Annotated in this window: 15 protein-coding genes; 3 read left to right on the forward strand and 12 right to left on the reverse strand. The window is 56.1% G+C overall.

Annotation, left to right across the window (positions count from 1 at the left end):
- Positions 1 to 69: 69 nt before the first annotated feature.
- The 9 genes from FEZ21_RS15420 to FEZ21_RS15460 form a co-directional block, all read right to left on the reverse strand.
- On the reverse strand, positions 70 to 576 hold the full coding sequence (locus FEZ21_RS15420) for a hypothetical protein (RefSeq protein WP_003445772.1): 507 nt from the start codon (positions 574 to 576) through the stop codon (positions 70 to 72).
- Positions 577 to 776: 200 nt separating this feature from the next.
- Positions 777 to 1,091, reverse strand: a complete 315-nt coding sequence (hdeA, locus tag FEZ21_RS15425) for an acid-activated periplasmic chaperone HdeA (RefSeq protein ID WP_003445774.1) — start codon at positions 1,089 to 1,091, stop codon at positions 777 to 779.
- 266 nt (positions 1,092 to 1,357) lie between these two features.
- Positions 1,358 to 2,395 (reverse strand): zinc-dependent alcohol dehydrogenase family protein, encoded by a 1,038-nt coding sequence (locus FEZ21_RS15430; RefSeq protein ID WP_003445776.1) that lies wholly within the window; start codon positions 2,393 to 2,395, stop codon positions 1,358 to 1,360.
- Positions 2,396 to 2,554: 159 nt separating this feature from the next.
- Positions 2,555 to 2,908 carry a hypothetical protein gene (locus FEZ21_RS15435; protein ID WP_010657037.1) on the reverse strand — a complete coding sequence of 118 codons (354 nt, stop codon included), beginning with the start codon at positions 2,906 to 2,908 and terminating at the stop codon, positions 2,555 to 2,557.
- A 245-nt stretch (positions 2,909 to 3,153) separates the two neighbouring features.
- Entirely contained in the window at positions 3,154 to 4,488 is a 1,335-nt protein-coding gene (locus FEZ21_RS15440) for an MFS transporter (RefSeq protein ID WP_232286871.1), read from the reverse strand.
- A 150-nt stretch (positions 4,489 to 4,638) separates the two neighbouring features.
- Positions 4,639 to 5,979 (reverse strand): amidase, encoded by a 1,341-nt coding sequence (locus tag FEZ21_RS15445; RefSeq protein ID WP_160627748.1) that lies wholly within the window; start codon positions 5,977 to 5,979, stop codon positions 4,639 to 4,641.
- A gap of 7 nt (positions 5,980 to 5,986) precedes the next feature.
- Positions 5,987 to 6,664 carry a DUF2848 domain-containing protein gene (locus FEZ21_RS15450; protein ID WP_003445790.1) on the reverse strand — a complete coding sequence of 226 codons (678 nt, stop codon included), beginning with the start codon at positions 6,662 to 6,664 and terminating at the stop codon, positions 5,987 to 5,989.
- Positions 6,665 to 6,687: 23 nt separating this feature from the next.
- Positions 6,688 to 7,377, reverse strand: coding sequence for a GntR family transcriptional regulator (locus FEZ21_RS15455; RefSeq protein ID WP_003445792.1), 690 nt, complete (start codon positions 7,375 to 7,377; stop codon positions 6,688 to 6,690).
- A gap of 215 nt (positions 7,378 to 7,592) precedes the next feature.
- Positions 7,593 to 7,868 carry a DUF2798 domain-containing protein gene (locus FEZ21_RS15460; RefSeq protein ID WP_010657040.1) on the reverse strand — a complete coding sequence of 92 codons (276 nt, stop codon included), beginning with the start codon at positions 7,866 to 7,868 and terminating at the stop codon, positions 7,593 to 7,595.
- Between the two features lie 131 nt (positions 7,869 to 7,999).
- Here FEZ21_RS15460 and FEZ21_RS15465 point away from each other — a divergent pair, with 131 nt between their 5' ends.
- A complete protein-coding gene (locus FEZ21_RS15465) occupies positions 8,000 to 8,929 on the forward strand; it encodes a LysR family transcriptional regulator (RefSeq protein ID WP_160627750.1) in 930 nt (309 codons plus the stop codon).
- A 207-nt stretch (positions 8,930 to 9,136) separates the two neighbouring features.
- Positions 9,137 to 9,583 carry an SRPBCC family protein gene (locus FEZ21_RS15470; RefSeq protein ID WP_160627751.1) on the forward strand — a complete coding sequence of 149 codons (447 nt, stop codon included), beginning with the start codon at positions 9,137 to 9,139 and terminating at the stop codon, positions 9,581 to 9,583.
- 66 nt (positions 9,584 to 9,649) lie between these two features.
- On the opposite strand, the gene FEZ21_RS15475 is transcribed toward FEZ21_RS15470, so the two are convergent.
- The gene (locus tag FEZ21_RS15475) at positions 9,650 to 10,003 is read right to left on the reverse strand and encodes a hypothetical protein (RefSeq protein WP_003445800.1); all 354 of its coding nucleotides are present in this window, start codon (positions 10,001 to 10,003) and stop codon (positions 9,650 to 9,652) included.
- 97 nt (positions 10,004 to 10,100) lie between these two features.
- Positions 10,101 to 10,868 (reverse strand): transporter substrate-binding domain-containing protein, encoded by a 768-nt coding sequence (locus FEZ21_RS15480; protein WP_029612844.1) that lies wholly within the window; start codon positions 10,866 to 10,868, stop codon positions 10,101 to 10,103.
- 156 nt (positions 10,869 to 11,024) lie between these two features.
- On the opposite strand from FEZ21_RS15480, the gene FEZ21_RS15485 reads away from it, so the two are divergent.
- On the forward strand, positions 11,025 to 11,561 hold the full coding sequence (locus FEZ21_RS15485; RefSeq protein ID WP_160627753.1) for a GNAT family N-acetyltransferase: 537 nt from the start codon (positions 11,025 to 11,027) through the stop codon (positions 11,559 to 11,561).
- A gap of 202 nt (positions 11,562 to 11,763) precedes the next feature.
- Here the strand turns inward: FEZ21_RS15485 and FEZ21_RS15490 are convergent, their stop codons facing one another.
- Positions 11,764 to 13,020 carry a hypothetical protein gene (locus tag FEZ21_RS15490; RefSeq protein WP_160627755.1) on the reverse strand — a complete coding sequence of 419 codons (1,257 nt, stop codon included), beginning with the start codon at positions 13,018 to 13,020 and terminating at the stop codon, positions 11,764 to 11,766.
- Between the last annotated feature and the right edge of the window lie 324 nt (positions 13,021 to 13,344).

Here is a 13,344-nt window from a genome sequence, read left to right on the forward strand (position 1 = left end):
TAATATTCATCTTCGCCCCCATGGTTTGTTCATCACATGGCTCCTGTGCGGGGCCGTTCACTGGCAGGCTCAGTCTTCAGGACCGATCTCGATGACCACTGATTCCCGGGCCTCCTCCAGCAACGCCTGACGGCAGACCTGATAGCAATCCTCGATATGGCCGTTGCCGACCATTTTCATCACCCCAAAACTGATGGTTGCGGCGACCGCCTGCCCCACAAACGGCACGAAGCGGATCACCGACTTGGTCGCCACCTTGGTGCCCATCTTGCGCACCAAGGACATGACCAGTGTCCGGCTGATGAATTTGCCGATGACTTCACTGCCGATCCCGGAAACCGCCACCACAATCAGGCGCCTGGACCGCGAGTCCAGCCGCTCGATCTGCTGCGGGGTCAGTCCGAACTTGCTGTTGATCGCCGGCAGCATTTCCACCAGCAACGCCACATCAGTGCCTATGTCGAGCCCGGGAATAGGGATGGCCGCGGCGCCTGCCGATACGGCCGAGCGTTTGGTGACCATGGATTTGCACTCGTCACGAATGCGATCAAGTTCGGCCAGTGACCTGATTAACATAAGTTACCCCCCCGCCAATTAAAAATAACGCGAACCTAGTCTACTACGGCCTTCAGACCGCCAAGGCAGCTCTGCTTTTGATGTAGAGGATAGATGGGGCGAGAAATTCACAAGGCTGGAAAAGGTTTTTCGCCACGAACGGGCTCAGGCAGGAACAGAGGAGGTAAGCCTGTACTCTTGTGAAGTACAGGCCTGGCGCATTACACGTCTTTTTTGACTTTGGCCCACTCGGACTTGATTTTTTGCACGAAGGATTCTTTCGGCGTTTCCTTGCAGGCAGTGATTACCAGCGGGGTGATTTTGGCAACGCCGTCCACGTCCAGAACAGCATCCTCAACCTGGCCTTTCTTGTTCACTGCTTCACCCAGACCAACGGCGATCGGCTGATAGGTTTCATCAACCGCCAGGAAATCCGCGCACGTCCATTGCGCAACAGGCTGCTTGGCATCAGCTTGTGCCAGGCCCGACAGTGCGACAAGACTGACAGCGCTCAACAGCAGAATGTGCTTCTTCATATGAATATTTCCCTATTATCAAAAAGAGTTGATGTGTTTCTACCTGCCGCCAAGAACATAGTAGTGAATGCATTAGCTGTCAAAAAATCACTACAACTTATTTATTCTTTTAGCGCCTGTAACACCAGGGTTTTACATTTAAAAGACACACTAAACCTGAACGGATATCGCGTTATCCGTTCAGTACCTTCAGCAACTAAGGTTCAAGTTTCGCAGGCTCCCGACACTGGGTAAGAATGCCTGCTGAATTGGCTATGGCGGGCCGTTTATTGAGAAAGAATGACCTTCATTGCCTTCTCCTTTGCCGCATTGCCGAACACCTCATAAGCCTGAAGAATGTCGTTGAGTGCGAATCGGTGGGTAATCAGCTGGCCGGCATCTACCTTGCCGGACTGCACCGTTTTCATGAGCATGGGCGTGGTGTTGGTATTGACCAGCCCGGTCGAAATGGTGACGTTCTGGATCCAGAGTTTTTCCAGGTGCAGCTCAACACTTTTGCCATGCACCCCCACGTTGGCAATGCTGCCTCCAGGGGCTACAACCGACTGGCAGGTATCGAAGGATGCCGGGATGCCCACCGCCTCAATCGCCACATCCACCCCTACCCCCTGGGTCAACTCGAAGATGCGTTCAACGGCATTCTGCGTGTTGATATCAATCACATGGGTCGCGCCAAAACGCTGCGCAACTTCAAGACGATTGGTGTCGCCATCAACCATGATCAGCAAGGCGGGCGAGTAAAATTGCGCCGTCAGCAAGGCGGCCATGCCCACAGGGCCCGCCCCGACTATCACCACACTGTCACCCGGCTTGACCTTGCCGGCGAGCACGCCGATCTCGAAGCCGGTAGGCAAAATGTCGCTGAGCATCACCAGCGCTTCTTCATCCGCGCCGGCGGGTACCGGGTACAGGCTGTTGTCGGCATGGGGAATACGCACATATTCGGCCTGGGTACCGTCAATCGTATGGCCCAGAATCCAGCCGCCGTCAGCGCAATGGGAGTACATCTGCCGCCGGCAGTTGGGGCAACTGCCGCATGAGGTGATGCATGAAATCAGCACATGATCACCGGGCTTGAAGTTGCGAATTGCCGGCCCTACGGCCTCGACCACTCCGACCCCTTCATGGCCCAGCACCGTACCTTTGGTGACCTCGGGTACGTCGCCCTTGAGGATGTGCAGATCGGTGCCACAGATAGTGGTGTGCAAAATACGGACTATGGCATCGGTCGGCTTGTCGATGACCGGTTTGGCGATATCAGACCAGGCTTTTGCGCCTGGCCCCTGATAGGTGAGCGCTTTCATATGGGCTTTCCTTAGTCAGATCAAAAAACAACAGCAACTGGCGTTGATGTGACTCAAGCGCCAGCCCCCAAAGTCGTTCGATGCAGTTAAGCAGCCTTTTCTCCATACACCCTTGCCGCAGGTCATAAAGCCCCGGGTTAAGCATGCGGTCTGTCGCCTCTAGCCTTTGGACGACACCGAGAAATCGGTTTCGCCCCTGGCGTCGGACCTGAGTTCAATCTTGTAAGTCTTGCTGGTGCCACAGCCGGACACCTGCCAGGTTTCAACCGCTTTGCTGATTGACCCGGTGGGCGATTGCTCAACACTGGCAATCGTGGTGTCCACATTGCTGATGGACCTGCAGTGGGTCATGGCCGAGAACAGGCCCTGCACATTCACCAGCACATCCTTGCGCAGGACGGGGTCAGTGACCGACTGGCCGCTGAAGGGTGGGCTATGGGCGCAGCCCGTCAGGGTAGCGGCGGCGAAAACGATACTGATGAGGGCAAAGTGACACTTGTTCTTGATCTGCATATTCAATCCTTGAAACGGCTCCATGCCGTGCCTGAGCCCGGCAGCCTAGCAGTATCGGAGCACCACCGGTATCAGGCAGCGACCCTGCGCCATGAACTGAGCAGTGGCGACTCGCCCGGATAATATTATTCGGGCAAGTCGCGGCTTCGAAAAAGGCATGCAGTGGCACCGGAAGTTGAATACTCGGTGACAGTTTTTAAATATTCACCGCCCTTGTCCATGGCCGGCTCTGCCATTAAGTAACATTAAACTTTACTGACTTTTATACCTTTGAAAAACAGCAGCAGTAATACCCCCGCCAATATTTCAAAACCGGCCACCATATACAAGCCTGCCGCCAGGCTACCGGTCTGGGTTTTAAGCCAGCCGATCATATAAGGCGCGACGAACCCTGCCAGATTGCCGATGCAGTTGATCAGGGCGATGCCCCCTGCTGCTGCAGTACCTGCCAGAAATGCCCCCGGAATTGACCAGAACACCGGAAAAGCCGCAAGAATGCCCATGGCTGCAACGGTCAAGGCGATAAGTGCCAGTACTGCGTTACCGATAAACAGGCCGGTGCAGATCAATCCCAGCCCCGCCAGGATCGCAGCCATGGCGCAATGGATGCGGCGCTCGGCGCTCTTGTCAGAATGGAAGCCGTTCCACAGCATCGCCACAGTCCCCAAAATAAAAGGGATTGAGGAAAGCAGCCCGATGTTCATGGTGTCATTCACACCCAGGGACTTGATGACCGATGGAGTCCAGAACGCAATGGTTGCGTTACCGCTCACCAGGCAGAAGTAGACCAGTGCACACAACCACAATTTGGGATAACGCAACAGAGTCCGCAGGTCGCTGTGTTTACCCGGCGCGCTGTCCTCGCGGGCAATGGTAGCGGACACCATTTTGCGCTGTGCCGCCGTCAGCCACTTGGCATTCGCCGGTTTTTCCGGAAGATAGCGCAGCACCAGGAAGCCGGCGATAACCGACGGAATACCTTCCAGGATAAACAGCCATTGCCAGTTGGCCAGACTGCCGACACCCACCATGCGACTCATGATGAAACCGGCCAGTGGCCCGCCGACGACCCCGGCAATTGCGAAAGAGGTCATGAACATGCCGTTGATCTTGGCCCGCTGGGCCGCTGGAAACCAGTAAGTGAGGTACAACACCACACCCGGAAAGAAACCCGCTTCAAAGGCCCCCAGCAAAAACCGCAACACATAGAAGGACCAGGCACTTTCAACATAGGCCATGGCAATGGACGTCAGGCCCCACATGATGGTGATGCGCGCCAGGGTGCGGCGGGCACCGATTTTTTCCAGAAGCAGATTGCTCGGCACTTCAAAAAAGAAGTAGCCGATAAAGAAAATCCCCGCTCCCAGGCCGTAGACCGCCTCACTGAAGCCCAGGTCCTGCAACATGGAGAGTTTGGCGAAGCCGACATTCACCCGGTCGATCCAGGCCAGCACGAAGAGAAACACTAAAAACGGCAACAGGCGCCAGGCGATCTTTCGATAGACAGCACTGACTTCGGCCGCTACCGGGTCGAGGTCAAGCTCTGAAGCCATTGTTGTACTTGGGTTGCTTCGGTTCATAAGTCATCTCGTCAATACGTTGCGCAGTGAGCCGCCCCTGCCGATTTTCAGGCGAGCGTCGGCGCACGGTGGTTGGCCGTGGCGTTCCGGGAGCAAAGCAGTATTAAAAATCAGGCAGGCCGGGCCTGCCCTCCAGTTACGGGCAAGGCATCAGGCGACTCCCCGCAACAGAGCCTCAACCGCGCGCGACACTTGCAGCACCCGTGCGTCCTGCCCGTGCAGTCCCGCGATTGATAGCCCCACCGGCAACTCTTCAGCCAGCTGACAGGGCAAACTCAAGGCGCAACCGTCGAGAAAATTGATCACACTGGTATTGCGCAGCACCAGGCCATTGGCGGCGAAAAAGCTTTCGTCCGTGGCAAGGTCTGCCAGCTTCGGCGGTACCACGGCGACACTGGGCATCAGCCAGGCATCGGCATCGCCCAGACGCTCCCGGGCGATGGCAATCAAGCGCTGGCGTTCGGCCTGGGTATCCAGGTAATCAGCTGCACCAATGGCCGCACCGCGCCGAATGCGCTGGGCGACACGGGCGTCGTACTGCTGTGCGTCGTCGCCTTCCAGCCACTGGCGATGGCCGTGCCATGCTTCGGCGGCGGTCAGTCCGCCGGCAGCGTTGATACGGGGCAACTGGTGCAGCTCGGGAAAATCAAACCAGCGGATGCTGGCCCCGGCCTCGGCGAGCAGGCCCAAACTGCGTTCGAAAGCCACAGCCACGGTCTCATCCAGCTGATCGAGGACGAAATCCCGGGTCACCGCCAGGCGCAGACCGGCCAGGGACGGCATGGGGGTAGCAAGTTGCTCCCCCGAGAGAATCCGGTCCAGCAGGATGCTGTCGGCGACACTGCGGGTCAGAGCGCCAATGGAATCCAGGCTCGGCGCCAGGGGGAAGGTACCGGTTAGCGGGACGCGACTGGCACTGGGTTTGAACCCGGTCAGATTGCAGAAGGCCGCCGGAATCCTGATCGAGCCGCCGGTATCGGTGCCCAGCCCCGCGACCGCCATCTCGAGCGCCACACTGACCGCGGCGCCGGAGCTGGAGCCACCGGCAATGCGCTGTTCTGCACATGGGGTCAGCGGTGTGCCGTAATGAGGATTCAGTCCGAGACCGGAAAATGCAAACTCACTCATATTGGTTCGACCCAACACAATTGCCCCCGCCGCTCTCAACCGCTCCACGACCACTGCATCGCGACTGGCCGCCGGTGCCTCGGCCAGCAGACTGGAGCCGCTGGCCGTGATCTGCCCGGCCACATCGAACAGGTCCTTGATCGAAACCGGCAGGCCGGCCAGGGCCGACGGCACATAGCCCGAAGACCGCGCCAGGTCGCTGGCACGGGCCGCCAGCAAGGCGCTGCTGGCATCAACGCTGATATAGGCCACTCCGCCTGCCTCGCGATGTGCCTCAATGCGGGCCAATGCCTGTTTGACCAGCGCCTCGCTGGTGGTACGACCCTCAGCCAGGTCCCGGGCGAGCTGTGCAATATCTTTCATTGTCTGTTCACTCCGCCACAGGCAGCGACTCGACACCGTACTGGTGACGCAGGCTGCGGTTAAGGACGGGGTCGAACAATTCCATTTCAAAGGCTTCGCCATAACCCAGTTCGCCAATCACCGATTGGGTGCCGCAGAACATCGCGGTATCCGCTGGCAATGCGCCGGCGCTGTTGAGTTTTCCCAACAGGGTTTGCGGCGCCAGCAAATTGGTCACCGGGCCTTGCTGATACAGCGCACGTTCGCCATCACGCACGCGCCAGGTACGCATTACCAGTTGATCCCAATGCGCCTCAACTTCGGCAAAGCGCCAGACCTGCTGCGCAATCGGCTTGTCGCACATCTGTTTCGACACCGTGACGTCGTAGCTTTCAACCTTGCGATCGGTGTGATCCGAGCCCAGGCCGATCAACAGCCCCTCCTCACTTGGAATCAATACAAACTCGGTCTCGCCGGAAGAGTCCTTGCCCGGCACCTGGATGCTCTGCGCGGTGTTCAGCAGGCTGGCCGAAACCCGGTAGAAACACGGGATCTGCGTAGGACGGCGCACGCCAAGAGCTTCCAGTTCGGCAATATGGTGTTCCACCGCTTCACTGTTACGCCCTGCCCAGCCGGCAATGATCAAATGCTTGATGCTGGCCTGGTGCTCACCTTGGCCGACGACGTGGAAAGTCAATTGAGTCATGAAAGAGTGCTCCGGATCGATAATTAAAGGGTGCGCATGATGGCGCGACGGAAGTCGTCGATGTGGTGATGGATCGCTGCGACAGCGGCATCGCCGTCTCGCTGTTCCACCGCCTCGAGAATGTGCATGTGCTCGTCATAGATGCGCTGGCTGTGGTGGTTTTCCGACAGCGTCAGGTACCAGAAACGGGCCTGCTTTTCGTGCAGGTTGCGCAGCAGTTCAGCCAGGACGCGATTGTGTGCGGCGGCTGAAATCGACATATGAAATTGCAGATCCAGCGTCATGAGCCCGGTCACGTCGTGGTCCGCCAGCAATTGAGGGGTGCGCTCCAGAATGTCGCGCATGGCCTTGATATCAGTGTCGTGGGCACGTTCCACCGCCAGCTTGATACACAGCTGCTCGTTGGAAACACGCACCTCGATCATATCCAGCACATCGTTAAGTGACAGCGCGGTCACCATCACCCCCTTGCGCGGCATGATCGTGACCATGCCTTCTACTTCAAGGCGATGCAGCGCCTGGTGGATCGGCGTTCGGCCAAGCCCCAGCAGCGCTGCCAGTTGCGCCTCGTTGATGGCGTCGCCAGGGCGGAACTCGCAGCTGATGATCCGCTGCTTTATTTGCGCATACGCCAGCTCCCGCAGTTGGGCGGCGCTCTTGATGAGCGGCGGCGTGGACTGCTGATGGCTGGAAACATCAATGGATTTCGGCATTTTCACTCCTGATATTCATCTGATATATCAGATGAATATCAGACTAAGCAAAGCCTGTGCCAGACTCTGCGCAGTGACTGAAAACGCCGGTTTACAAGGGATCGGGGGAAACAAGGATGAGCGAAGGGAGGCTCCGGGGAATGTAACTTGTTACTTATTTGCCCGATTTAGTGCGCGCACGCGCTTTTTTTGTGCGCCATGCAGGGCAAGCATCCCTAGGGATGCCGGTGGACGGTGACAGCCACTAACCTGATCACAATGGGGCGAACCACAAGAATGCACAGGAATGCCACCGGCATGGCCAATCGATAGGCGCCCAGGGCATTGCTTAGATAATCCTCATTAATCCCGGAGTTGGCCGCCGTGATCACCAATGACATGAGAAAGGCCATGATTGCCGCCATATAGAACGCAAATACATAGGGAGCCATGGCGGCCGAGAGCTTCAATCGATTGTAAAAACGGATATTTGCAGAAGTCTTTGAATTCATGTCCAGCCCTTTTAAACACGGTTTCTTTGGGGAAACGCACCATATCAAGAACAAAAGTGCGCAACTAGACGGTAATTTCCGCTTACTTTATAAAGTAAAACTTACGAATAGCCCTTCTTTCAGGATTAGCCATGAATCTTCTTGCGGCCATCGCCAGCTTTACCAAGGTGGTTGAAATAGGCTCCATCGTGGGAGCGGCGAAAAACCTGGGGCTCAGTGCCGCAGCCGTCAGCCAGACCCTCAATCGCCTTGAGGAGCACCTGGGCACCCGCCTGCTGCAGCGCACTACGCGCAGCATGGCATTAACCGAAAGCGGAGCCATCTACTACGCCAAAGTGCAGCGTATCGTTGCAGACCTGGAGGCCGCCCAATCGGCAATCAGTGAGCCCCATGCCGAACTTCAGGGCCGGCTGTGCATTGCCTCTACCGCTGCATTCGGGCGCCATGTGCTGGCCCCGCTGGTTGCAGGCTTCGCGGCCCGCCACCCGCGCCTGACCCTTGAGCTCAACACCAGCGATAGCAAGATCAATCATATTCAAGCCGGGATTGATCTGAGCCTGAGGATCAAGCCGCAACTGGAGGAAGGAATTATCGCGCGCAAGATAGTCTCAGTGCCCTTTATCGTTTGCGCCGCCCCCTCCTATCTTGAACGGGCCGGTCGGCCGGATTCGCCGGAGCAACTCCAGCAGCATGCATGCCTGGGCTTTCGCTACCCGCTGGACGGCCGCTTCCTGCGCTGGGGATTTATTCGCGACTCAGAACATTACTATGCGGCGCTCAATGTGACCGCCATGAGCGACGACATTGACACCCTGGCCCAAATGGCTGCCCATGGTGCTGGCATAGCCCGGCTGGCGGAGTTCGTGGCGGCGCCCTTTATCGAGTCCGGGCAACTGGTGCCCCTGCTTGAGAGCAGTCATGGGCCAAGGGAGTCCGCTACCGAACCGCTGGATATTTACATCTGTGTCCAGGACCGCAGCGCCATGACGCCTAAGGTAAAAGCCTTTATCGATTACTTGAGTGCACACCTGGAACAGCGCTGGCCGCAGGCAAACCTTTGAGCCATGCCGTGATCCGCGCGCCCTTGTGCCGCAGGCCAGCCATGGGCATGGCAAAGCAGCGGCCTTTACGCCTGCGGGTTTCGGTGCTATCAAAAAACAGCATCTGGCAAGACATCCACCCGCTCGGGCCCAGTGATGACAAGCCAGACCGCTGAGCACCTGAACCTGTGCATGTCTGAAGGCCCGCCACTGATCTGAGGAGTCATCATGTCCACACATACCGTTCGACTTCATCGCGTCATCAAAGCCCCGCCCGAACGTGTCTATCGGGCCTTCCTGGAAGCCGATGCCCTGACCAGATGGCTGCCCCCCTACGGCTACACCGGCAAGGTCCAGCACATGGATGCGACAGTGGGGGGTGGTTACAAAATGTCGTTCAGCAATTTCAGCACGGGCGAAACTCACTCGTTCGGCGGGCAATACCTGGAACTGGTACCCCATGAACTGATTCGCTACAGCGACAGCTTCGATGATCCAAACCTGCCGGGCGTCATGCACACAACGGTAGCTCTGCGGACGGTTTCCTGCGGGACCGAATTGAGCGTGGTTCAAGAAGGCATACCCGGGGTCATCCCGCCAGAGGCCTGTTACCTTGGCTGGCAGGACTCGCTCATACAGCTCGCCAGGCTGGTCGAAAGTGAAATTGCCGAGTGACTCAATGCAGTCCCGTGCCGCCTGTTTGCCGATCGTTTCCACAGACAGGCGGCACGGCAATAACAGTTACAGCGGCTTGCCCGGGCTGACAGGCCCCGCAGTATCTATGGATGCTTGAGCCAGGCTTTTACCGCTCAGGGTAAGAGGCCGAAACTTCGAATACAGCCACAGACCGCACACGCAAGCGCTGCCTAGAAGGGTGCCGAACAACAGCGCCAGGAACAGGCCAACCAAGGGCCCTACGATAATCCCGGCAACCCCGTGCACAGGCTCCCCGTTCCAGTTGACCGTATCGAAACCGAATACAGCCAGGATCCCGCTGACTAGTCCGATGATCCCGAGTGAAATGACCAGCCCGATAAAAAACAGTTTGTAGATCGAGCCGACGCTAAGCCTCTGCACTGCAAATGTTGAGAACATTCGAAGACCTTCTGTAGTTTTTATATACGCCAGGCGCTGCCTGCTCGTTCTGGCCTGACAAACGTCATAGCCTGCGTCTGTGCGGCAGCCTTCATGGCTACTCCGACATTTTCCATTGAGTGATCAGCCTGTTTCTGGATTCACCGGACAACAATGCATTCACCGCATCCAGCAAATGCTGGTTGTCCTTGTGCATCATATAAACTTTATCGCTGGCGGTTCCGGGCAGAATCTGGCGAGTGGAAACACAGAACACACCGGGTTCCTGGCTCTGGTAATAATCCCCTTCAATCAGGTCGGTAAACATGATGTCGGCCTGACCACTACGAATCCCCTGCAAGCTGGCGATATTGTCCTGGGCTCGGACGATCTGGGCATCCTTGATATGTTTGTCGACGTACTCCTGATTGGTACCGCCGGGGTTGACAGTCACCCGCACGCCCTTGCGATCAATCGCGTCCAATGACGCAAACTGAGCGACTTTGTCACACTGCGTCATGGCGATCTTGCCATTTTTGACCACCGGTGCAGAGAGCCCGAACTGGCTTTTTCTGGCCGGTGTATCGGTAATCCCGCCCATTGCGATATCGAACTTGTCTGCTGCCAGATCTGCAGACAGTGTTGGCCAGCTGCTGAGCACAAATCTGACATTGAGTTGCTGTTCATGTCCGAGGGCCTTAGCCATATCAATATCAAAACCGGCCAGATCACCTTGTTTGTCGTGAAACGCCAGCGGAGCATAATCGCCAGGAACGCCGACCCGCAGCTCGCCGCTTTGCTTGATCTCCTGCCAACTTCTGGCGACCGCGCTCTGAGCGCCTAGCAGTGATAGCAGGATCACACACCCATAAAACCTTCTATTCATTGTTCTCTACCTGGTTTTTTGAATTGTTTTTGTAAGGCCGCGGTGGTTGTGCCGCACAGGACCGCATAGCTGAATGTAATACCAGTAACACCCCATACTGCCCGGAGCGTAGCCTGAGCCCCAAGCAATTTTCTGTTCTGATAACGGACCCTGCACATGAGAATTACCAGGGCGCCTGCCGTCCAATACCCGGGTGTTTCGCTTCGCCAGCTGGAAAGGACAGATATACCGCAATGGTACGCATACCTTTCACAACTAGCGGTTGTTCAACATACCAGCTGGAACCTGAGCTCAGAGCAAGATCTGTTACCCATGTTCGACGAGATGGACTCAACTCTTGCCACCTCCACAAGACGGCTGGCCATCACTGACGAACTGAATGGCGAGCTGATTGGAACCATTGGCTTTCATTCAATATCGCAAGTGAACCGTACGGCCGAAGTGGCTTATGATCTTGCGCCGCAATTCTGGGGCAAAGGCATTGCCAGCGCAGTCTGTACAGCGGTAACCCAATGGTCTTTTTTAAAGTACGGATGGGTGCGCGTACAAGGCACTGTGCTTGATACCAACCCCGGCTCAGCCCAGGTGCTGATAAACAGCGGATTCGAGTTCGAAGGAAGGTTGAGGTCATTGCGCATGGTCCGCGCAACACCACGCAACTTCGACCTGTATGCGCGCTTGAATACGGACTGACCTGATCAGGCCGAGGCTGACGCCAGGTAAACTGCAACGGCAACACTGAACCTGGGCCACTGTCGTCTCTGGCGTCGTCATGTCCTGTTGCCCAATAAAAAGCCCTGGATAACCAGGGCTTGAGCGTTTGTGTGTATCGACTGGACGCACGCCAGTGCAGATCGATTTTTGGCGATCCGCACCTTCAGTGGTTAGCTGTTGACTAACGGCGTTCCAGCGTCAGGTAATTGAAGGCAGGAATCAGCCCGACCCGAAGGTTGTGCGATGTACCATAAATATCAATGACGCTGAAATCGTGGGTCATTCGGTTTGGCACTTCTATATTGTTGGTCACCGATTGGTAGAAGTAAAAGTTCTCCTCCATAATGACTTGTCCAATCACCACTTCACCCTCGCGAGGGTATTTTATTTTACCTTCAATGCCCATGTGTCGGCCTAAATAAGTTAGCCACACGCCTGTGTACTCCCTGCTCAAGCCGTTTCTCATAATGCCGATATACTCGGGCTTGTTCGTCAACCTGGTCACTTGACTTCCAGGCAAGCCAAAGTAGGTGACGGTGCATTTGGACTTTCCGCTGCCATGGGCCGCCCAGACAACTCCGTTTTGAGAGGAGTAATTGGTTATCGTTTTAATGGGCAGGCTGCGACCGTTGGGCATTCGAATATTGACATGATGTTCAAATGCACGAAATTTTCCGGCAAAATCTCCATGGCCAATCGGGGTATCTTTCAAATAGCCGTTGGCGAGGCGATCGCCGTAGTTTTCCGATGGCAAGCGCGGAAAGGTAAGTGGTTCGACTTCAAACGATGAATTGAATTTTCCGCGCTTATCACCTTCTCCCGTATCGTCACCCACTTCACTGTAGTTGGTACGAAATACGGTACCGTCACTGTTATTGATACGAACGGCCAGTCGACGCAAGGTAGTTGCCGTGGTTCGCACATAAAACTGGACAGTCTGGTAGTCGGCCCTGGGTTCACTGAGCGCCTGGTTTTGCGTGTGCAACTCCAACCCTGGCTGCGCTTGCTCATGGGGCTGCAGCGGTACGCCCTCAAGGGCTTGATCCAAGGTAGGCGGGTCAATAGCAGCCTGTTCGAACAGCTTGGGCTGCTCCAGCCGCAAGCTGCGAATGGAGTCAAGGAAACCCCGATCCCACGCATAGCCCAGGTTAGTGAATGTGGTACACCATGGATGCAGTTGTTCACCCAAATAGATGATTTCCGAAGTGCCGTAATCAATCAGTCGGATGGTGGCCAGATCCGCTGGCGTTACAGTTACGAAGTTCCCCGATGCGTCCTTGGCCGCCAGACGCACAGTGACAAGTAATTGTTGATTGCCATTATTAAGAAGCGGGTAGCGCGAGTTTTGCAAGTGACTGTCATTATTTACAAACACTTTAAAATAAGACAACTGCTTCCAGCCAGAGGCCTTTACATCTTGTACTTCAACTTCACTCATAGCGATTATCCTGAAGAGCGGTGACCGGGCAATGTTCTAAAGATCAACTCTCGAGACAGCGCATTTGCTATTAACTGCACCGGCAGACGGGTGGCGCCTGAAGAGTCAGACGTCCTGCAGTATCCCGATAACATACCCGTGGCGCAGCCCTCTCACCTTGTCCACAGCGCATCTACAAAGAAAGTCATGGCGGTATTAAACATGCCCGGTTAAATGTGCGAAAACCAACTTGCAAAACAGTTGCCCCCCTACAAACTGCCTTGAACAGGCTTGCCAGCCGAATATAACGCCCCTGTGCCACGGATCATTGCAGTAAAGGAATAT

Origin of the sequence: Pseudomonas sp. 9.1(2019), assembly GCF_009910445.1 — a bacterium.
GTDB classification, from domain to species: Bacteria; Pseudomonadota; Gammaproteobacteria; order Pseudomonadales; family Pseudomonadaceae; genus Aquipseudomonas; species Aquipseudomonas paraversuta.

What these genes read in the sequence shown, in the direction of transcription:
- FEZ21_RS15450 (WP_003445790.1), bottom strand. Translation starts at nt 6,664, where the DNA reads ATGACTCAATTGACTTTCCACGTCGTCGGCCAAGGTGAGCACCAGGCC.
- FEZ21_RS15490 (WP_160627755.1), bottom strand. Translation starts at nt 13,020, where the DNA reads ATGAGTGAAGTTGAAGTACAAGATGTAAAGGCCTCTGGCTGGAAGCAG.
- FEZ21_RS15465 (WP_160627750.1), top strand. Translation starts at nt 8,000, where the DNA reads ATGAATCTTCTTGCGGCCATCGCCAGCTTTACCAAGGTGGTTGAAATA.
- FEZ21_RS15440 (WP_232286871.1), bottom strand. Translation starts at nt 4,488, where the DNA reads ATGAACCGAAGCAACCCAAGTACAACAATGGCTTCAGAGCTTGACCTC.
- FEZ21_RS15460 (WP_010657040.1), bottom strand. Translation starts at nt 7,868, where the DNA reads ATGAATTCAAAGACTTCTGCAAATATCCGTTTTTACAATCGATTGAAG.
- FEZ21_RS15420 (WP_003445772.1), bottom strand. Translation starts at nt 576, where the DNA reads ATGTTAATCAGGTCACTGGCCGAACTTGATCGCATTCGTGACGAGTGC.
- FEZ21_RS15485 (WP_160627753.1), top strand. Translation starts at nt 11,025, where the DNA reads ATGAGAATTACCAGGGCGCCTGCCGTCCAATACCCGGGTGTTTCGCTT.
- FEZ21_RS15475 (WP_003445800.1), bottom strand. Translation starts at nt 10,003, where the DNA reads ATGTTCTCAACATTTGCAGTGCAGAGGCTTAGCGTCGGCTCGATCTAC.
- FEZ21_RS15430 (WP_003445776.1), bottom strand. Translation starts at nt 2,395, where the DNA reads ATGAAAGCGCTCACCTATCAGGGGCCAGGCGCAAAAGCCTGGTCTGAT.
- FEZ21_RS15435 (WP_010657037.1), bottom strand. Translation starts at nt 2,908, where the DNA reads ATGCAGATCAAGAACAAGTGTCACTTTGCCCTCATCAGTATCGTTTTC.
- FEZ21_RS15445 (WP_160627748.1), bottom strand. Translation starts at nt 5,979, where the DNA reads ATGAAAGATATTGCACAGCTCGCCCGGGACCTGGCTGAGGGTCGTACC.
- FEZ21_RS15480 (WP_029612844.1), bottom strand. Translation starts at nt 10,868, where the DNA reads ATGAATAGAAGGTTTTATGGGTGTGTGATCCTGCTATCACTGCTAGGC.
- FEZ21_RS15470 (WP_160627751.1), top strand. Translation starts at nt 9,137, where the DNA reads ATGTCCACACATACCGTTCGACTTCATCGCGTCATCAAAGCCCCGCCC.
- hdeA (WP_003445774.1), bottom strand. Translation starts at nt 1,091, where the DNA reads ATGAAGAAGCACATTCTGCTGTTGAGCGCTGTCAGTCTTGTCGCACTG.
- FEZ21_RS15455 (WP_003445792.1), bottom strand. Translation starts at nt 7,377, where the DNA reads ATGCCGAAATCCATTGATGTTTCCAGCCATCAGCAGTCCACGCCGCCG.